Origin of the sequence: Streptomyces sp. Qhu_M48 (assembly GCF_051305195.1) — a bacterium.
GTDB lineage: Bacteria > Actinomycetota > Actinomycetes > Streptomycetales > Streptomycetaceae > Streptomyces.
In genome coordinates, this window is sequence record NZ_CP195432.1 from 2,751,670 (window position 1) to 2,768,102 (window position 16,433).

Annotated in this window: 19 protein-coding genes; 6 read left to right on the forward strand and 13 right to left on the reverse strand. The window is 72.9% G+C overall.

Features of this window, described 5'->3' with window-relative positions; translation table 11 throughout:
* Positions 1-48: 48 nt before the first annotated feature.
* Positions 49-1,083 carry an NAD-dependent epimerase/dehydratase family protein gene (locus ACRRSS_RS12770; RefSeq protein ID WP_435971316.1) on the reverse strand — a complete coding sequence of 345 codons (1,035 nt, stop codon included), beginning with the start codon at positions 1,081-1,083 and terminating at the stop codon, positions 49-51.
* Positions 1,084-1,147: 64 nt separating this feature from the next.
* Positions 1,148-1,873 (reverse strand): lysophospholipid acyltransferase family protein, encoded by a 726-nt coding sequence (locus ACRRSS_RS12775; protein WP_435975314.1) that lies wholly within the window; start codon positions 1,871-1,873, stop codon positions 1,148-1,150.
* A gap of 79 nt (positions 1,874-1,952) precedes the next feature.
* Here ACRRSS_RS12775 and ACRRSS_RS12780 point away from each other — a divergent pair, with 79 nt between their 5' ends.
* Positions 1,953-3,002 carry a DUF3048 domain-containing protein gene (locus ACRRSS_RS12780; RefSeq protein ID WP_435971317.1) on the forward strand — a complete coding sequence of 350 codons (1,050 nt, stop codon included), beginning with the start codon at positions 1,953-1,955 and terminating at the stop codon, positions 3,000-3,002.
* Between the two features lie 43 nt (positions 3,003-3,045).
* Here ACRRSS_RS12780 and ACRRSS_RS12785 read toward each other — a convergent pair whose 3' ends face one another.
* From ACRRSS_RS12785 to ACRRSS_RS12805, 5 genes are all read right to left on the reverse strand, one after another.
* Positions 3,046-3,255 (reverse strand): hypothetical protein, encoded by a 210-nt coding sequence (locus tag ACRRSS_RS12785; RefSeq protein WP_435975521.1) that lies wholly within the window; start codon positions 3,253-3,255, stop codon positions 3,046-3,048.
* A 164-nt stretch (positions 3,256-3,419) separates the two neighbouring features.
* Positions 3,420-4,370 (reverse strand): cytochrome c oxidase assembly protein, encoded by a 951-nt coding sequence (locus tag ACRRSS_RS12790; protein ID WP_435971318.1) that lies wholly within the window; start codon positions 4,368-4,370, stop codon positions 3,420-3,422.
* Positions 4,371-4,474: 104 nt separating this feature from the next.
* Positions 4,475-5,500 (reverse strand): 6-phosphofructokinase, encoded by a 1,026-nt coding sequence (locus ACRRSS_RS12795; protein ID WP_435971319.1) that lies wholly within the window; start codon positions 5,498-5,500, stop codon positions 4,475-4,477.
* 158 nt (positions 5,501-5,658) lie between these two features.
* On the reverse strand, positions 5,659-6,387 hold the full coding sequence (locus ACRRSS_RS12800) for a type 1 glutamine amidotransferase (protein WP_435971320.1): 729 nt from the start codon (positions 6,385-6,387) through the stop codon (positions 5,659-5,661).
* Positions 6,388-6,406: 19 nt separating this feature from the next.
* Complete coding sequence (locus tag ACRRSS_RS12805; RefSeq protein ID WP_073902087.1) at positions 6,407-7,654, reverse strand: Mur ligase family protein; 1,248 nt, start codon at positions 7,652-7,654, stop codon at positions 6,407-6,409.
* 126 nt (positions 7,655-7,780) lie between these two features.
* Here ACRRSS_RS12805 and def point away from each other — a divergent pair, with 126 nt between their 5' ends.
* On the forward strand, positions 7,781-8,341 hold the full coding sequence (def, locus tag ACRRSS_RS12810) for a peptide deformylase (RefSeq protein ID WP_435971321.1): 561 nt from the start codon (positions 7,781-7,783) through the stop codon (positions 8,339-8,341).
* A gap of 40 nt (positions 8,342-8,381) precedes the next feature.
* Here the strand turns inward: def and ACRRSS_RS12815 are convergent, their stop codons facing one another.
* A complete protein-coding gene (locus ACRRSS_RS12815) occupies positions 8,382-9,029 on the reverse strand; it encodes a TetR family transcriptional regulator (RefSeq protein ID WP_435971322.1) in 648 nt (215 codons plus the stop codon).
* A gap of 162 nt (positions 9,030-9,191) precedes the next feature.
* On the opposite strand from ACRRSS_RS12815, the gene ACRRSS_RS12820 reads away from it, so the two are divergent.
* The gene (locus ACRRSS_RS12820) at positions 9,192-10,409 is read left to right on the forward strand and encodes an acyl-CoA dehydrogenase family protein (RefSeq protein ID WP_435971323.1); all 1,218 of its coding nucleotides are present in this window, start codon (positions 9,192-9,194) and stop codon (positions 10,407-10,409) included.
* Between the two features lie 109 nt (positions 10,410-10,518).
* Here the strand turns inward: ACRRSS_RS12820 and ACRRSS_RS12825 are convergent, their stop codons facing one another.
* Both ACRRSS_RS12825 and ACRRSS_RS12830 read right to left on the reverse strand, forming a co-directional pair.
* Positions 10,519-10,704: a hypothetical protein gene (locus ACRRSS_RS12825; protein WP_351897861.1), complete on the reverse strand. Its 186-nt coding sequence runs from the start codon at positions 10,702-10,704 to the stop codon at positions 10,519-10,521.
* 116 nt (positions 10,705-10,820) lie between these two features.
* Positions 10,821-11,288: a VOC family protein gene (locus ACRRSS_RS12830; RefSeq protein ID WP_435971324.1), complete on the reverse strand. Its 468-nt coding sequence runs from the start codon at positions 11,286-11,288 to the stop codon at positions 10,821-10,823.
* 142 nt (positions 11,289-11,430) lie between these two features.
* Between ACRRSS_RS12830 and ACRRSS_RS12835 the strand changes: the two genes are divergently transcribed.
* The gene (locus tag ACRRSS_RS12835) at positions 11,431-12,804 is read left to right on the forward strand and encodes a cytochrome P450 (RefSeq protein ID WP_435971325.1); all 1,374 of its coding nucleotides are present in this window, start codon (positions 11,431-11,433) and stop codon (positions 12,802-12,804) included.
* 24 nt (positions 12,805-12,828) lie between these two features.
* Here ACRRSS_RS12835 and ACRRSS_RS12840 read toward each other — a convergent pair whose 3' ends face one another.
* Both ACRRSS_RS12840 and ACRRSS_RS12845 read right to left on the reverse strand, forming a co-directional pair.
* Positions 12,829-13,605: a putative protein N(5)-glutamine methyltransferase gene (locus tag ACRRSS_RS12840; protein WP_435971326.1), complete on the reverse strand. Its 777-nt coding sequence runs from the start codon at positions 13,603-13,605 to the stop codon at positions 12,829-12,831.
* Positions 13,598-14,080, reverse strand: coding sequence for a glutathione peroxidase (locus ACRRSS_RS12845; protein ID WP_435971327.1), 483 nt, complete (start codon positions 14,078-14,080; stop codon positions 13,598-13,600). The genes ACRRSS_RS12840 and ACRRSS_RS12845 overlap by 8 nt, the downstream gene beginning before the upstream one ends.
* Before the next feature lie 36 nt (positions 14,081-14,116).
* On the opposite strand from ACRRSS_RS12845, the gene ACRRSS_RS12850 reads away from it, so the two are divergent.
* Together ACRRSS_RS12850 and ACRRSS_RS12855 are read left to right on the forward strand one after the other, a co-directional pair.
* Entirely contained in the window at positions 14,117-14,338 is a 222-nt protein-coding gene (locus ACRRSS_RS12850) for a DUF6011 domain-containing protein (protein WP_435971328.1), read from the forward strand.
* Positions 14,339-14,462: 124 nt separating this feature from the next.
* Positions 14,463-15,533, forward strand: coding sequence for an RNA ligase (ATP) (locus tag ACRRSS_RS12855; RefSeq protein WP_435971329.1), 1,071 nt, complete (start codon positions 14,463-14,465; stop codon positions 15,531-15,533).
* A 25-nt stretch (positions 15,534-15,558) separates the two neighbouring features.
* Here ACRRSS_RS12855 and ACRRSS_RS12860 read toward each other — a convergent pair whose 3' ends face one another.
* Entirely contained in the window at positions 15,559-16,422 is an 864-nt protein-coding gene (locus ACRRSS_RS12860) for an acyl-CoA thioesterase (protein ID WP_435971330.1), read from the reverse strand.
* Positions 16,423-16,433: the final 11 nt, after the last annotated feature.

Here is a 16,433-nt window from a genome sequence, read left to right on the forward strand (position 1 = left end):
GGCGGGCCGGTGAGGGGAGGGGCGAACCGCCCCTCCCCTCACCGGATGTCACGCCCGCGACGCGAGCCAGGCGTCCTCCGCCGCGTAGTCGAAGAGGTCCACCCCGTACTTCGCGAGCCCCGGGAAGGCCTCCCGCCACTCCCGTCCGGCCGCCCGCTCCCTCAGCCAGGCGACCGTCTCCGGCAGCGACTCCGCGTACGAGACCACCGGCCGGTACCCCAACTCCCGCTCCGCCGCCGTCATGTCGTAGACGATGGGATGCGCAGCCGTCCACGGGGTGAGTCCCACGGTGCCCTCGGGCGCCCCTTCGAGCAGCACCGTCTCGCTCTCGACGCCCAGGACCGCGTCGATCGCCGCCCCGATCTCCGCCACGGTCGGCGCCTCCGGGTCGCCCCCGTTGAGCACCCGGCTGCCCGGGTTCGCCGCCGCGAGCCGGACCAGCTCCGCGAGGTTGTCCACGTGCACGGGGTGGAACCGTGAGGCGCCACCGTACGAGAGGAGGCGCACCGGCCGTCCGTCGAGGGCCCGCTTCACGAACCACAGCTCGCGCGGTCCCGGGCTGTACGGTCCGTGGATCGCGCCCGCGCGCAGCAGGGTCGTCGGCAGCGCGTCGCCCGCCGCGAGCAACTCCCGCTCCAGGGCGATCTTCCGCGTGCCGTACGTGCCGTCGCCCGGCGCGACCGTCCGCCACCCTTCCGGGATCGGCACCGGGTACGCGGGGAAGCCGTCCGGCCGGTCCTGGGTGTCGAAGCCGCGGCCCGCCTCGTCCTCGTAGACGGCGCCGCTCGACACCACCACCGCCGAACCGATCCGGTCGGCGAGCCCGGTCAGCTGCCTGCCGTGCCCGCGGTCGTACGCGACGATGTCGACGAGCACGTCGCACCCGTCGCTCAGGCCCGCCGCGAGCGCGCCCTCCTCGGTCCGGTCGAGCGCCACCGACCGGACCCCGTCCGGCCACCTCCCGTCCCTGCCGCCGCCCCGCGAGGCGGCCGTCACCTCCCAGCCGTCCGCGACGAGGGCCCTCACGGCCGCCCGCCCCACCTGTCCCGACGCACCCAGCACGAACGCGTTTCCCTTGGTCATGGGCGCGACGCTACGGCGCTCCCGCCCGGTGTCCCATGGGATTGCGCCGTGCGCGGATCCGCCCTCAGCGTTCCCCTCGGGGGAACTCCCGCTCGGATGCCCCGCCCCCGCCCTCCGCCTCCGCGGCCTTCACCGCGGCCGCGTAGTCGTCCACGTACTCCTGCCCGGAGAGCCGCAGGATCTCGTACATGATCTCGTCCGTCACCGCGCGGACCACCGCCCGCTCGCCCGCCGACCCCGCGAACCGGGAGAAGTCCAGCGGCGCCCCGAACCGGATGGTGACCCGGCGGATCCTCGGCACCACCTTCCCGGGCGGCTGGATCTCGAAGGTCCCCACCATCGCGCAGGGCACCACCGGCACCCCGGCCGTCAGGGCCATCACCGCCACCCCCACCTTCCCCTTGTAGAGCCGGCCGTCGGGCGACCGCGTCCCCTCCGGGTAGATGCCGAGCAGCTCGCCCTTCGACAGCACCCCGAGCCCCTCGCGGATCGCCGCCTTCCCGGCCTCCTTCCCCGAGCGGTCGACCGGGATCTGTCCGGCGGCCCGGAAGAACGCGGCCGTCAGCCGGCCCTTGATCCCGGGCCCCGTGAAGTACTCCTGTTTCGCCAGGAACGTGATCCGCCGGTCGAGCACGACCGGCATCAGGAAGTGGTCGGAGAAGGAGAGGTGATTGCCCGCGACGATCGCCGCGCCCTCCTCCGGGATGTGCTCCAGACCCTCGATCCGCGGCCGGAACAGCAGCTTGAGGAGCGGTCCGAGCAGTACGTACTTCATCAGGTGGTAGAACACCCGCGGCCCCCGTTCGTCGTCCGTCAAGCCCGTTGTATCCGTGCGCGGGCCCGTGGTCCACTGGTGGGGGAGCGTCACCATGACCGGCGAGCGCGGAGTCAGGCGTCCCGGCCGTTTCCTCACCGCGCTGTTGTGCGTGCTGACGGCGGCCGGGCTGTACGGCTGCTCCGACCCGGGCCCGCCGGAACCGGCACCCACGCCGACTCCCGCGCCCGCCACCCCGAGCGTTCCCGCTCCCACCACCCGTCTGCCCACGACGCCCGCGCCCACGCCTCCCGCGCGCTCGCCCTTCACCGGGCTGCCCGCCCGCCCGGCGCCGGTCCTCGCCGTCAAGATCGACAACGTGGGGCCCGCCCGGCCGCACACCGGCCTCGGCGCCGCCGACCTGATCTACGTCGAACAGGTCGAGGCCGGCCAGACCCGGCTCCTCGCCGTCTACTCGTCCCGGCTGCCGGACCGCGTCGGACCCGTCCGCAGCGCCCGTGAGTCCGACATCGAGCTGCTCACCCAGTTCGGCGACCCGGCGCTCGCCTACTCCGGCTCCCAGACCGCCCTGAAGCCGCTGCTCAGGGCCGCGCCCCTGCACGCCCTGCCGCAGGAGGACGCCCCCAGGGCCTTCGTCCGCAGCGCCGCCCGCGCCGCGCCCCACAACCTGTACCTGCTCCCCGGACGGGCCCTCGCGGCGGCCCCGGGCACCGGCCCCGCCCAGGACATCGGCTTCCGCTTCGGACCCGCTCCCGAGGGCGGCACCCCGGTCCGCGAGCGCACGGTCCGCTACCCCGCTGCCCGGTACGCCTTCACCTGGTCCGCCCCGGACAAGGCCTGGCGGGTCGCCATGGACGGACGGCCCGCCCGTACCACCGACACCGGGCCGCTGAAGCCCGCGACCGTCGTGATCCAGTACGTCGACATCCGCCCGTCGCGCTTCCACGACTTCCTCGGCAGCGTCTCGCCGTACACGGAGAGCGTCGGGAGCGGCACCGCGGTCGTCCTGCGCGACGGGCGCGCCCACGAGGCACGCTGGTCCCGGCCGGCGGCGACGGAGGGCACCGCGTTCACGACCCCGGGCGGAGCGCCGCTGGCCTTCGCGCCGGGGCAGGTCTGGGTGGTGCTGGCGCCCCGGGCCTAGAGTCCGGGCTGCCGCCTGAGGACCTTGCGGGGCTCAGGGGCGCTCAGGGGCGCGCGGCGCCCGGGCCCGTCGGTGGGCGGCGGCGCGGACCGGCGGCGGCGCTGTCCGAGGCGGCCATGCCGATCGTCACCACCCCCAGCACGATCCAGCCGAACCAGAGCCAGCCGCTGCTGCCGAGTGCCACCGTGTACGCCGTCGTCATCACCAGCGCGGCGCAGGTGAGCACCGCCATCGTCTTCGTGGGACCGGACATCAGTCCGCCCTCCTCCCGACCGACCTCGCGGAAGCCGTCCAGCCCATCGTGACCCCCCGAGGGGGGCGCGCGCTACTCCCAGGACGCTCCGGCGAGCGCCGGAACGGGAACCGGGCCCCGCGCCGTGATCGGCGCGGGGCCCGGAAGGGGGGGCGCGTGGAGCGTCACCCGCTCCCGGTCCGGAGCGAGGCCAGGTACGCGTTGTACGCCTCCAGCTCCTTGTCGCCGTCCCGGTCGGCGGCGCGGTCCATGCGGACCGCCTGCCGCTGCTCGGAGTGGTACCACTGGTAGACCAGCGCGATCAGCACCAGCACGGACGGGATCTCGCTGAACGCCCAGGCGATGCCGCCCGCCGCGTTCTGATCGGTGAGCGCGTCGATCCCCAGCGACGCCGGGGGGCTCGCGTACGACTGCACCATCGGCTCCGACGCCATCATCAGGGCGATGCCGAAGAAGGCGTGGAACGGCATGCCCGCGAACAGCTCCAGCATCCGCATCACGTACCCCGGCCGGTGCGGGCCCGGGTCCACGCCCATGATCGGCCAGAAGAAGACCACGCCCACCATCAGGAAGTGGACCATCATCCCGAGGTGGCCGGGCTTCGAACCCATCAGGAAGTCGAAGAGTGGCGTGAAGTAGAGCGCGTACAGGCTCGCGATGAACATCGGGATCGTGAAGCCGGGGTGCGTGATCACCTTCATGTACCGGCTGTGCAGCAGCTTCAGGAGCAGCTCGCGCGGCCCGGTCGAGCCCCGGCCCGCCACCGGCAGCGCCCGCAGCGCCAGCGTGATCGGCGCGCCGAGCAGCAGCAGGATCGGCGACAGCATGGAGATCACCATGTGCTGCACCATGTGCACGCTGAACATGACCATGCCGTAGTCGTTGAGCTTGGTGCACGTGACGAGCGCGATGGTCAGCACGCCGACCGTGAAGAACACCGTCCGGCTCACCGGCCACGCGTCCCCGCGCCGCCGCAGCCGAGCCACGCCCCAGCCGTACAGACCGAGCGCCGTGAGGCAGCCGATCAGGAAGAAGAGGTCGGGAGAGAACTCCAGGCCCCGCCCCAGCGTGAACGGCGGCAGATCCGTGGTCATGCCGTGCCCGCTGTGATCCATCGTGTGCACTCCTGGAGCCCGATTCGCGCTTGTTGTCCGCACCAGACTAGAACCGCCCCCGGTCGCGATCGCGACCGGGGGCGGGTGTCGGGCGACGGGGTGCGTCAGAGCACGCACTCGGCCTCGGCGTAGCGGTCGGCCGGGACCGTCTTGAGGGTCTCCACGGCCTCGGCCAGCGGGACCATCGTGATGTCCGTGCCGCGCAGCGCCGTCAGCATGCCGAACTGGCCGCGGTGCGCCGCCTCGACCGCGTGCCAGCCGAAGCGGGTGGCGAGGACGCGGTCGTACGCGGTCGGCGTGCCGCCGCGCTGGACGTGGCCGAGGATGACCGGGCGGGCCTCCTTGCCGAGCCGGCGCTCCAGCTCCACGGAGAGCTGGTTGGCGACGCCGGTGAAGCGCTCGTGGCCGTAGATGTCGGTGCCGGCGGTCTTGAACTCCATCGAGCCCTCGCGCGGCTTCGCGCCCTCGGCGACCACGACGATCGCGAAGCGCTTGCCGTCCTCGAAGCGGGCGCCGACCCGGGCGGTCAGCTCGTCCATGTCGAAGGGGCGCTCCGGGACGACGACGGCGTGCGCGCCGGCGGCCATGCCGGAGTGCAGCGCTATCCAGCCGGTGTGACGGCCCATGACCTCGACGACGAGGACCCGCTGGTGGGACTCGGCGGTGGTCTTCAGCCGGTCGAGGGCCTCGGTGGCGACGGTCACGGCGGTGTCGAAGCCGAAGGTGACGTCGGTGGAGGCGATGTCGTTGTCGATGGTCTTCGGGACGCCGACGATCGGGAGACCCGCCTCGGAGAGCAGGTTCGCCGCCTTCAGGGTGCCCTCGCCGCCGATCGGGATGATCGCGTCGAGTCCCAGGTCGGCCACGTGGCCGCGGGCGCGCTCGACGCCGTCGACCAGGTGCGCGGGCTGGACCCGCGAGGAGCCGAGGATGGTGCCGCCCCGGGCCAGGATGCCGCCGACCGCCTCGAGATCGAGCTTGCGGTAGTCGCACTCCAGGAGGCCCTTCCACCCGTCGAGGAAGCCGATGACCTCGTCGCCGTGGTCGACGACGGCGCGGTGCACGACGGAACGGATGACAGCGTTCAGACCGGGGCAGTCTCCGCCGGAGGTGAGCACGCCAATGCGCATAGCCCAAAAACCTTTGCAACGTGGGCCGACTCCCGGACCACGTCGTCCGGCTGGATTCCCGCCACCCTATCGGTGCAGGGTGGCGGGGCCGAACCGGATGTCCGCACAGTGGACAACGTACGTTCGTACGAGGGACCAACGGCGGTGCGTGTGTTGTCTCAGGCGGGCTGCGTGGCGGACGCGATGCGCTCGGCGCGCAGCGCCTCGTACCAGCGGTCGTCGGTCGGCGGCAGCGCGTTCACGTCGAGGGCCAGCTTCAGGAGCAGGTCCGCGATCTGCGGGTTGCGGGCCATGACGGGGCCGTGCATGTACGTACCGAAGACGGTGTCGTTGTACGCGCCCTCGGTGCCGTCGCCGGTGCCGTTGCCCTTGCCGAGGACGGTCCGGGCGAACGGCCGGGCCGTCGGGCCGAGATGGGTGATGCCCTGGTGGTTCTCGAAGCCCGTCAGCTGGGGCAGGCCGAGCCGCGGGTCGATGTCCGCGAGGACGTCGCCGACGCACCGCTCGCCCTCGCCGCGGGTCGAGATCACGTCGATGAGGCCGAGGCCGGCCTCCCGCTCGCCGAGGTCGTTGATGAACTCGTGGCCCAGGATCTGGTAGCCGGCGCAGACCGAGAAGATGATCGCGCCGTTGGAGGCGGCGCGGCTCAGGCCGCCGTCCCGCCGCAGCCGCTCGGCGGCGAGCCGCTGCGGACGGTCCTCACCGCCACCGATCAGGTAGATGTCGCCCGAGGTGGGGATCGGCTGGTCGCTGCGGACGTCGACGCGCTCGACGTGGAGTCCGCGCTGGGTGGCGCGGCGCTCGACGACGAGGACGTTGCCCTGGTCGCCGTAGGTGCTGAGCAGGTCCGGGTAGACCCAGACCAGGCGCAGGCTGCTGTCACTCATGCTGCATGTCCTCTACGGGTCAGTTGCCGACGCGGCGGCGGACGTCCTGGAAGGCGGTGTAGTTGGCGATCAGCTCGATCTGCCCGGGCGGGGCCATCGCGACGGCCTCGTCCAGCGTCTCGCAGACCCGGAAGTCCACACCCGCGACCTCCAGGCGGACCGCGAGGTCGAGCCGGCGGTCGCCGATCACCATGATCGGGTGGCCGGCGAGCCGGCCGTAGTCCACGTCCCACAGCCAGGAGGTGTCCGTGCCGTCGGCGCCGCGCGCGTTGACGGAGAGGATCACCGGGGCGGGCGGCCCGTCGATGAGGGAGAACGTCTCCAGCCAGCCGGCCGGGTTCTTCGCGAGCAGCAGGCGCAGCTCACGGCCCTGGAAGGAGACCACGTCGTAGCGTCCGGCGACGGCCTGCACCGCGTACATGCGCTCCAGGGCCACCTGCGGCGGCACTCCGAAGACGGCGGCGACGGCGGCCGAGGTGGCGGCGTTCGCCTTGTTGGCGCGGCCGGGCAGCTGGAGGCGGATCGGCCAGGCCGAACCGTGCGGGTCGAGCACGTGGTCGCCGCTGAGCGCCCAGCTCGGCGCGGGGCGGCGGAAGCCGCACTCGCCGCAGAACCAGTCGTCGCCCGGACGCTGCATCACACCGCCGCAGGCGGGGCACGACCAGGCGTCGTCCTTCCACTCCTGGCCGGCGGCCACCCACACCACGTTGGGGGAGGAGGAGGCGGCCCACACGATGAGCGGGTCGTCGGCGTTGGCGACGACGACGGCCTTCGTGCCGTTGAGCCCCTCGCGCCACTTCTCGGCGAGCATCCGGGTCTCGGCGGCGCGGTCGAGCTGGTCGCGGGAGAGGTTGAGCAGCGCGATGACCTTGGGCGTGGTGTCGCGGGCGACTCCGGCGAGGTACTTCTCGTCGACCTCGATCACGCCGTACTTGGAGTCCGAGCCGCCGGCCAGCGCCGAGGTGATGCCGGCGGGCATGTTGGCGCCGAGCGCGTTCGAGACGACGGGGCCGGCGGCGCGCAGGGCCTCCGCGATCAGCCGGGTCGTCGTCGTCTTGCCGTTGGTCGCCGACACCAGGACGACGTCCAGATGCTGCGCGAGCCGGCCGAGCAGGTCGGGGTCGAGCTTCAGCGCCACCTTGCCGCCGATCACCGATCCGCTTCCGCGACCCGCCGCCCGCGACACCGCGGCCGCGGCCCTGCCCGCCGTCACGGCCAGCTTGGCGCGCGGCGACAGCGGCTCTGGATTACCGGGGTGTCCTGACATCGTTCTTGTTCCTCCTTGCGTCGGTCCGGGCTCAGCCTATCGAGATCCGGCCAGGAGCCCGAACAGCGGCACCGCCGAGCGGGCGGGCGAAACAGCCTGGTCACGGCGGACCGTACCCTTACGGCCATGCGAAACCGCCCCATCCCCGGCAGTTCCGGCCTCGTCCGAGCGATGACTCCGCTCGGCGACCCCGTGCTGCACAGCCCCTGCGCGCCCGTCACCGACTTCGGCCCCGAACTGGCCCGGCTCGTCGAGGACATGTTCGCCACGATGTACGCGGCGAACGGCGTGGGCCTGGCCGCCAACCAGGTGGGCGTGGGCCTGCGCGTCTTCGTGTACGACTGCCCGGACGACGAGGAGACCCGTCACCTGGGCCACGTGGTGAACCCGCGCCTGGTGGAGGCGGACGGAGACGTGGTCCGGGGCCCCGAGGGGTGTCTCTCGCTGCCGGGTCTGGAGGCGCCGACGCCCCGGTACGACCGCGCGGTGGTCGAGGGCGTACGGCTGGACGGCACTCCGGTACGGGTCGAGGGCACGGGTTTCTTCGCCCGCTGCCTCCAGCACGAGGCGGACCATCTGGAGGGCGGGGTCTACGCGGACCGGGTCACGGGGTGGCGGAAGTCACGTCTGCTGCGCGCGATCCGCAAGCAGCCGTGGGGGAGTGGCGTCGGGGTGCTGGAGGGCTGAAGGCCGCCTCCGGTCCCTCGGGGCCGGGGGTGGGCGTGCGTCAGAACCCCGGTCCGCCGGGGAGGTCGGGGGCCTGGGCGAGCCGGCCCCACAGGAGGTCCGCCAGGGCCCGGACGAGTTCGGCGCGGGAGCATGGGCGTTCGCCGAGCCACCAGTCGCCGGCCGCGTGCATCATGCCGACGATGCCGTGTCCCCAGATCCGGGCCTGCGCCTGGGCGCCGGGGCCCAGGTCGACGCGTTCGGCGATGACCTGGCCGAGCTCCTCGCCCATGCGGCGGAGCAGCGGGGCCGAGTGGCGGCCGACGTCGAAGCCCTGCTCGTTCTGGTGCGACTCCTCCGCGGGGTGCATGAGGAAGCGGTAGACCTGGGGCATCGCCTCGATCGAGGCGAGGTAGGTGTCGAGGGTGGCCTCGACGCGGTGGCGCCGGTCGGAGGGCGCGTCGAGCGCTGCCCGCAGGGCGGCGAGGAGGGCGTCGGTGTGCCGGATGGCGAGGGCGCGGTAGAGGCCGCCCTTGTCGCCGAAGTGGCGGTAGAGGATCGGCTTGGTGATGCCGGCCTCGGCCGCGATCGCGTTCATGGACGCCTTGGGGCCGTCACGGAGCACGACCCGGTCCGCCGCCTCCAGCAGTTCGCGTCGCCGCTGCTCGGCGGGCTTCTGCTGGTCGGTGGTCCGGTGTGCGATGTCCATAGCGTGTCTCCCCGCCCGTGCGATTCCGTGAGGCTGTCGCAACGTAACACCCGGCCGGTGTCCGGTGCGGGTCGGGCCGAACCGCTTCCCCGCAGGTTGACAGTCCGTACCCGTCGGTAACAGACTGCTGTTACCGCAAGTAACGTACAGCTGGGAGGGAAAATGGGCGAGTTCACGCTCGAACTCAACGATGACCAGAAGCAGGTCCGCGACTGGCTCCACGGCTTCGCCGCCGATGTGATGCGCCCCGCGGCCGCCGAATGGGACGAGCGTGAGGAGACTCCCTGGCCGATCATCCAGGAAGCGGCCAAGCTCGGCATCTATTCCCTCGACTTCTACGCCCAGCAGTTCTTCGACCCGACCGGCCTGGGCATCCCCATGGCGATGGAGGAGCTCTTCTGGGGCGACGCCGGCATCGCCCTCTCCATCGTCGGCACCGGCCTCGCCGCCGTCGGCGTCCTCGCCAACGGCACCGAGGAGCAGATCGGCACCTGGGTGCCGCAGATGTACGGCGACGCGAACGACGTCAAGGTCGCCGCGTTCTGCTCCTCCGAGCCCGACGCCGGCTCCGACGTCGCCTCCATGCGCACCCGCGCCGTCTACGACGAGGCCACGGACGAGTGGGTCCTCAACGGCACCAAGACCTGGGCGACCAACGGCGGCATCGCCAACGTCCACGTCGTCGTCGCCGTCGTCGACGCGGAGCTCGGCTCCAGGGGCCACGCCTCCTTCATCGTCCCGCCGAACACCCCCGGCCTCTCCCAGGGCCAGAAGTTCCAGAAGCACGGCATCCGTGCCTCCCACACCGCCGAGGTCGTCCTGGAGGACGTCCGGATCCCCGGCCACTGCCTCCTCGGCGGCAAGGAGAAGCTCGACGAGCGCCTGGCCCGCGCCCGTGAGAAGGCCAGGGCCGGGGGTGGCGAGCGCGTGAAGAACGCCGCCATGGCCACCTTCGAGGCCTCGCGCCCGGCGGTCGGCGCCATGGCCGTAGGCACCGCCCGCGCCGCGTACGAGGTCGCCCTCGACTACGCGAAGACCCGCGTCCAGTTCGGCCGCCCGATCATCGAGAACCAGGGCGTCGCCTTCCAGCTCGCCGACATGGCCACCCAGATCGACGCGGCCCGCCTCCTCGTCTGGCGCGCCTCCTGGATGGCCACGGCGGGCAAGCCCTTCACCGCGGCGGAGGGCTCCATGTCCAAGCTGTACGCGAGCGAGGTGGCCAAGCAGGTCACGGCCCAGGCGATCCAGATCCTCGGCGGCAACGGCTACACCCGCGAGTACCCGGTGGAGCGCATGCACCGCGACGCGGCGATCTACACCATCTTCGAAGGCACGAGCGAGATCCAGCGCATGGTGATCAGCCGGGCGATCGCGAAGTAGTCCGGCCGGCCGGGGCGGGGCGCCGGCCAGGCGCGCGGCCGGGGCGGGACGCGGATCAGGCCCGCACCGGTACGGGGCGGGCCTGATCCGGGTCGGCGGCGTCCGCGGTTCAGGCGGCGAGTTCCTGCTCGGCCTGCACCGCGTCGGTCCAGGCCGCGACGAGCACCTGGTAGATCCGCTGCTCGTCCGCGGTCAGCGGACGCCGCTCCTCTCCGGCGCGCACCCACAGGGTGCGGATCGCGTCGTTCAGGGCGGTGGGGCCGGGGGTCCCTCTGTGCGGGTCGGTGTCGGACATGGCACCCAGCCTAGGCGCTGGGTACGACAGACCCCGCCTCCCGCGGACGTGGGGTCCGCCACGCCACCCCGTCGGCGGCCGCGGCCCGGCCGCGCCCGCCGACGGAGTGGCCACTGTCACACCACGCAGAACTCGTTGCCCTCCGGGTCCTGGAGGACCACCGCGTAGTAGTCCATGCCGTTCGGCTCGTCCATCGCGTACAGGATCGTCGCGCCGAGCGCCGTCAGGCGGGCCACCTCGCCGTCCACCCGCTCGCGGCGCAGCGCGAGCGGGACCGCGCGGCCGCCGCCGACCTTGAGGTCGAGGTGGAGGCGGTTCTTGGCGGTCTTCGGCTCCGGGACGCGCTGGAACCAGACCCGGGGGCCCACCCCCTTCGGGTCCACGATGGACTCGGGCAGCTCCCCGGCGTCCTCGCCGAGCTCCTCCTCGGGGACACCGATCGCCTCCCAGTACGCCCGCCAGGTGGCATGGCCCTCGGGCGGCGGATCGGGGACGTACCGCAGGGCCACCAGCCAGAACGGCACGAGGCGTTGGGGGTCGGCGCAGTCGACGGTCAGTTGCAGCGTCAGCTCGGGGCGTTCCATGCGGCGAGCCTCGCAGACGCCACCGACAGTCGACCGGTTCGAGCCAACGAGCCAGATTCGGCCCGCCGTTCGGACATTGCTACCCGCGCGTCACGTCCTGGGGGACAATCACCCGGCAGGTGACGATCGAGGGGAGCCGTTCATGGCCATCACCACCGGTACCGAAGCGCCCGAACTCGCGGGACTCCCGTTGCTCGGCTCCATGTTCGACCTCAAGAGCGACTCCCTGGGAACCTTCCTCCGCGCCCGGCGCGAGCACGGCGACGTCGTACGGATCACGGCGGGGCCGCCCGGCATCCGCGCCACCGTCTACGGCGTCTTCTCCGCCGAGGGCGCCCAGCAGGTCCTCGCCGGGGAGTCGGCCAACTTCCGCAAGGACAACGCCTTCTACCAGGAGATCCGCGAGTCCTTCGGCAACGGCCTGCTCACCAGCCAGGACGAGGACTACCTCCGCCAGCGCCGACTCGTCCAGCCCCTCTTCACCCGCCGCCGCGTCGACGGCTACGCCTCCGCCGTAGCCGCCGAGATCACCACCCTCACCCGGGAGTGGCAGGACTCCGGCGCCGAATCCGTCGACGTCCTCCAGGAGATGACCCGCTTCGCCCTGCGGGCCGTCGCCCGCATCCTCTTCGGCACGGACGTCGACGCCGCCGTGAGGATCGTCGAGGAGAACTTCCCCGAGGTCGGCGCCTACGTCCTGCGCCGCGGCTACTCCCCGATCAACGTCCCCCGCGACTGGCCGACCCCCGCCAACCGCCGGGCCGCCGGCGTCCACCGGGCGCTGTACGAGGTCTGCGACCGCATCATCGCCGAGCGCCGCGGCTCCGGCGCCGCCCCCGGCGACGGCCAGGACCTCCTCACCCTCCTCGTCGAGGCGGAGAGCGCCGAGGACGGCAGCTTCGACGCGACCGAGCTGCGGGAGCAGGTGCTCGTCTTCCTGCTCGCCGGTCACGAGACGACCGCCACGTCCCTCGGCTTCGCCCTCCACCTCCTGGCCCTCCACCCGGAGCAGCGGAAGCGGGCCCACGAGGAGGTCGACCGGGTGCTCGCCGGCCGTACCCCCGGCGCCGCCGACCTCGACGCCCTGCCGTACGTCACCCGGGTCCTCAAGGAGGCCATGCGGCTCTTCCCGGCCGCCCCGGTCATCGGGCGCCGGGCCGTCGCCGCCACCGAGGTCGGCGGCGTGACCATCCCGGCGGGCGCGGACGTCATCGTCGCCCCCTGGGTCACCCACCGTCACCCCGCCTACTGGGAGGACGCCGAGCGCTTCGACCCGGAGCGGTTCACGCCCGAGGCGGAGGCCGCACGGCCGCGGTACGCCTGGTTCCCCTTCGGCGGCGGCCCGCGCGCCTGCATCGGCCAGCACTTCTCGATGCTGGAGTCGGTGATCGCCCTGGCGATGATCCTCCAGCGGTACGACTTCGAGGCCGTCGACAAGGAGGTGCCCGTCGCACCGGCGATCACCCTCCAGGCGGCCGGTCCGGCGCGCTGCCGGCTCACGCCCAGGACGGTCTAGAGCGGGGCGGCGCCCCCGGCGGCCCTACCGCCGGGTCGCGACCACCACCGTCGCCCCCCACTCGTCCGAGGTCAGCACCTCGGCGGCCAGCAGGCCTCCCGAGACCTCCGCGACGGCCTCCGCGGCCCGACCGGCCTGCCGCTCGCTCGTCTCCACGAGCAGGTGACCGCCCGGCGCCAGCCACTCAGGCGCCTCGGCGGCGACCCGCCGCAGCACGTCGAGACCGTCCGCGCCGCCGTCGAGCGTGACGAGCGGCTCGTGGTCCCGCGCCTCGGAGGGCAGCAGGCCGATCTCCCCGGTCGGTACGTAGGGCACGTTGGCGACGAGCACCTCGACCCGGCCCCGCAGCCCGCCGGGGAGCGGCGCGAAGAGGTCGCCCTCGTACACCCGGCCGCCGCGCGGCTCGACGTTCCGGCGGGCGCAGCGCACCGCCGCCGGCTCGATGTCCGAGGCGTGCGTCTCCGCGCCCTCGACCCGGGCGAGCAGCACCGCGCCGGCCGCGCCGGAGCCGCAGCACAGGTCGACGCAGACGGCTCCCGGCCGGGCCAGCCCCACCGCGTGCCCGACGAGGAACTCCGTACGCCGCCGGGGCACGAACACCCCGCCGTCGACCTCGATCCGCAGTCCGGCGAAGTCGGCCCAGCCCACGACGTGCTCAAGGGGGAGGCCCGAGGCCCGCCGCTCGACCATCAGGTTCAGTTCGGCGGGCCCGGTGGCCGAGGCGAGCAGCATCGCCGCCTCCTCCTCGGCGAAGACGCAGCCGGCGGCCCGCAGCCGCTCTACGACGCCCGTTTCAGACAAGCTGGGCCTCGATGGCCGCGACGACCTCGGGGGCGTCGGGCTCGGTGCGCGGACGGAACCGGGTGACCTGCCCGTCGCGGCCGATCAGGAACTTCTCGAAGTTCCACTGGACGTCACCGGCCTCGCCCTCGGCGTCCGCCACCTTCACCAGCTCCGTGTAGAGCGGGTGGCGGGCGTCGCCGTTGACGTCGGTCTTCTCCAGGAGCGGGAAGGACACGCCGTACGTCGTCGCGCAGAAGGTCCGGATCTCCTCCGCACTGCCGGGCTCCTGGCCCGCGAACTGGTTGCAGGGCACGCCGAGCACGGTGAGGCCGCGCTCCCCGTACTCCTTCTGCAGCCGCTCCAGACCCTCGTACTGCGGGGTCAGACCGCACTTGGAGGCGACGTTGACCACGAGGACGGCGCCGTCCCGGTAGTCGGCGAGGGAGACCGGCTCGCCGGTCAGGGTCTTCAGGGGAATGTCGTACAGGCTCATGGACTGCTCCTCGTCGGAATAGGGTTTGATCTCAGCATGGGAGACGAACCACTGGCAATCGCGATCGATTCCTCGGAGGCGGGACCGCGCCTGGTCCGCTGCCGCCTCTGCGGCCGTCCGCTGACGGGCGCGGACTCCCGCCGGACCGGCGTCGGCCCGACCTGCGACGCCAAACTGCACCCGCCGGCCCCGGACATCCGCAGCCGCCGCCACGAGGTCGAGCAGGACACCCTGCCGGGCATCGACCAGGCCCCGTAGGGCCGCGGGGCCCGGTCCGGAACCCGGAGACGCTACCAGCGCGCAAATCGCTGGCCCAGCCCTTTCCCGTCCGGCACAGTCGACGCCGATGAGAGCGAAACCCGAGCAACCGGAGTCCTGAACCGTGTCGACCCTGCGCGTCACCGCCGAAGTCCTGACCGTCCATCCGCATCCCAACGCCGACGCCCTGGAACTGGCCCAGGTCGGCCTCTACCGGGCCGTGGTCGCCAAGGGGGCCTACCGGACCGGTGAGGCCGCCGTGTACATCCCCGAGCAGTCCGTGCTGCCCGCCGCGCTCATCGAGGAGCTGGGGCTGACCGGGCGCCTCGCCGGAGGGAAGTCGGACCGGGTCAAGGCGGTGCGGCTGCGCGGCGAGCTGTCGCAGGGGATCGTGTGCCGGCCTGGCGCCCTCGCCGGGGTCGACCTCGCGCGGGCGGCGGCCGAGGGAGCCGACTTCGCGGAGACGCTCGGGATCGTCAAGTGGGTGCCGCCGATACCGCCGACGATGAGCGGGGACGTGGAGGTCGCGCCCGAACTGCTGCCCTGGGTCGACATCGAGAACCTCCAGCGCTATCCGGGGATCTTCGAGCCCGGCGAGCCCGTCGTCCTCACGGAGAAGCTGCACGGCACGGCCTGTCTGCTGACCTACGGCGCCGAGGACGGGCGCGTCCAGGTCTCCTCCAAGGGGTTCGGGTCGAAGGGCCTCGCCCTCCAGGAGGACCCGCGCAACCTCTACTGGCGCGCCGTCCACGGCCACGGTCTGGCCGCCGTCGCCGAGCGGCTGGCGAAACGTCTCGGCGCCCGCCGCGTCGGGCTCTTCGGTGAGGTGTACGGCTCCGGGGTGCAGGACCTCGCCTACGGCGCCGACGCCCGGTCCGAGACCGTCGGGTACGCGCTCTTCGACGTGTCGGCCGAGATCGACGGCCAGGTCCGCTGGCTGGACCCGGCCGAGGTCCTGGAGGCGGGCGAGGTCCCGCTCGTACCACGCCTCTACTCCGGCCCGTACGACCTCGACACGGTCCTCGCGCACGCGAGCGGCCGGGAGACCGTCTCCGGCCGGGAGGCCCACCTGCGGGAGGGCGTCGTCATCAGGCCCGCGACCGAGCGGTACAGCCCGGTCGTCGGCGGCCGGGCCATCGCGAAGGCGGTCAGCCCGGCCTACCTGACCCGCAAGGGCGGCACCGAGTTCGAGTGACCCGGCCGCGGCCTGTCCCGGGGGCTCACAGCTTCCGGAACAGGCCCTCCTGGACCACCGAGACCAGGAGCCGGCCCTCGCGGTCGTAGATCCTGCCCCGTGCCAGTCCCCGGCCGCCCGTCGCGATCGGGGACTCCTGGTCGTACAGGAACCACTCGTCCGCCCGGAACGGCCGGTGGAACCACATCGCGTGGTCGAGCGACGCCATGTCGAAGCCGCGCGGGCCCCACAGCGGCTCGACCGGGATGCGCACCGCGTCCAGGAGCGTCATGTCCGAGGCGTACGTCAGGGCGCAGGTGTGGACCAGCGGGTCGTCGCCCAGCGGCCCCACGGCCCGCATCCACACCGCGCTGCGCGGGTCCGCGTCCCTGACCTCGTCCTTGGTCCAGCGCAGCCGGTCCACGTACCGGATGTCGAACGGCTGCCGCCGGGCCATCCGCTCCAGCGCCTCCGGCAGCGCCCCGAGGTGGTCGCGGATCTCGTCCGCGAGCTTCGGCAGGCTCTCCGGGTCCGTCATGTGCCGTGGCGGCAGCTGGTGCTCGAACCCGGCCTCCTCCGGCAGGTGGAACGAGGCGGTCAGGTTGAAGATCGTCCGCCCCTCCTGGACCGCCGTGACCCGGCGGGTCGTGAACGAGCGCCCGTCGCGCACCCGCTCCACCTGGTACACGATCGGCACCCCCGGGCGGCCCGGCCGAAGGAAGTAGGCGTGCAGCGAGTGCACCGGCCGGTCGCCCTCCGTGGTGCGGCCGGCCGCCACCAGGGCCTGCCCGGCGACCTGGCCGCCGAAGACCCGTTGCAGCGACTCCTGCGGGCTGCGCCCGCGGAAGATGTCGACCTCGATCCGCTCCAGGTCGAGCAGATCGACGAGCCTCTCGGCGGGGTTGGTCACCTTGGTCTCCT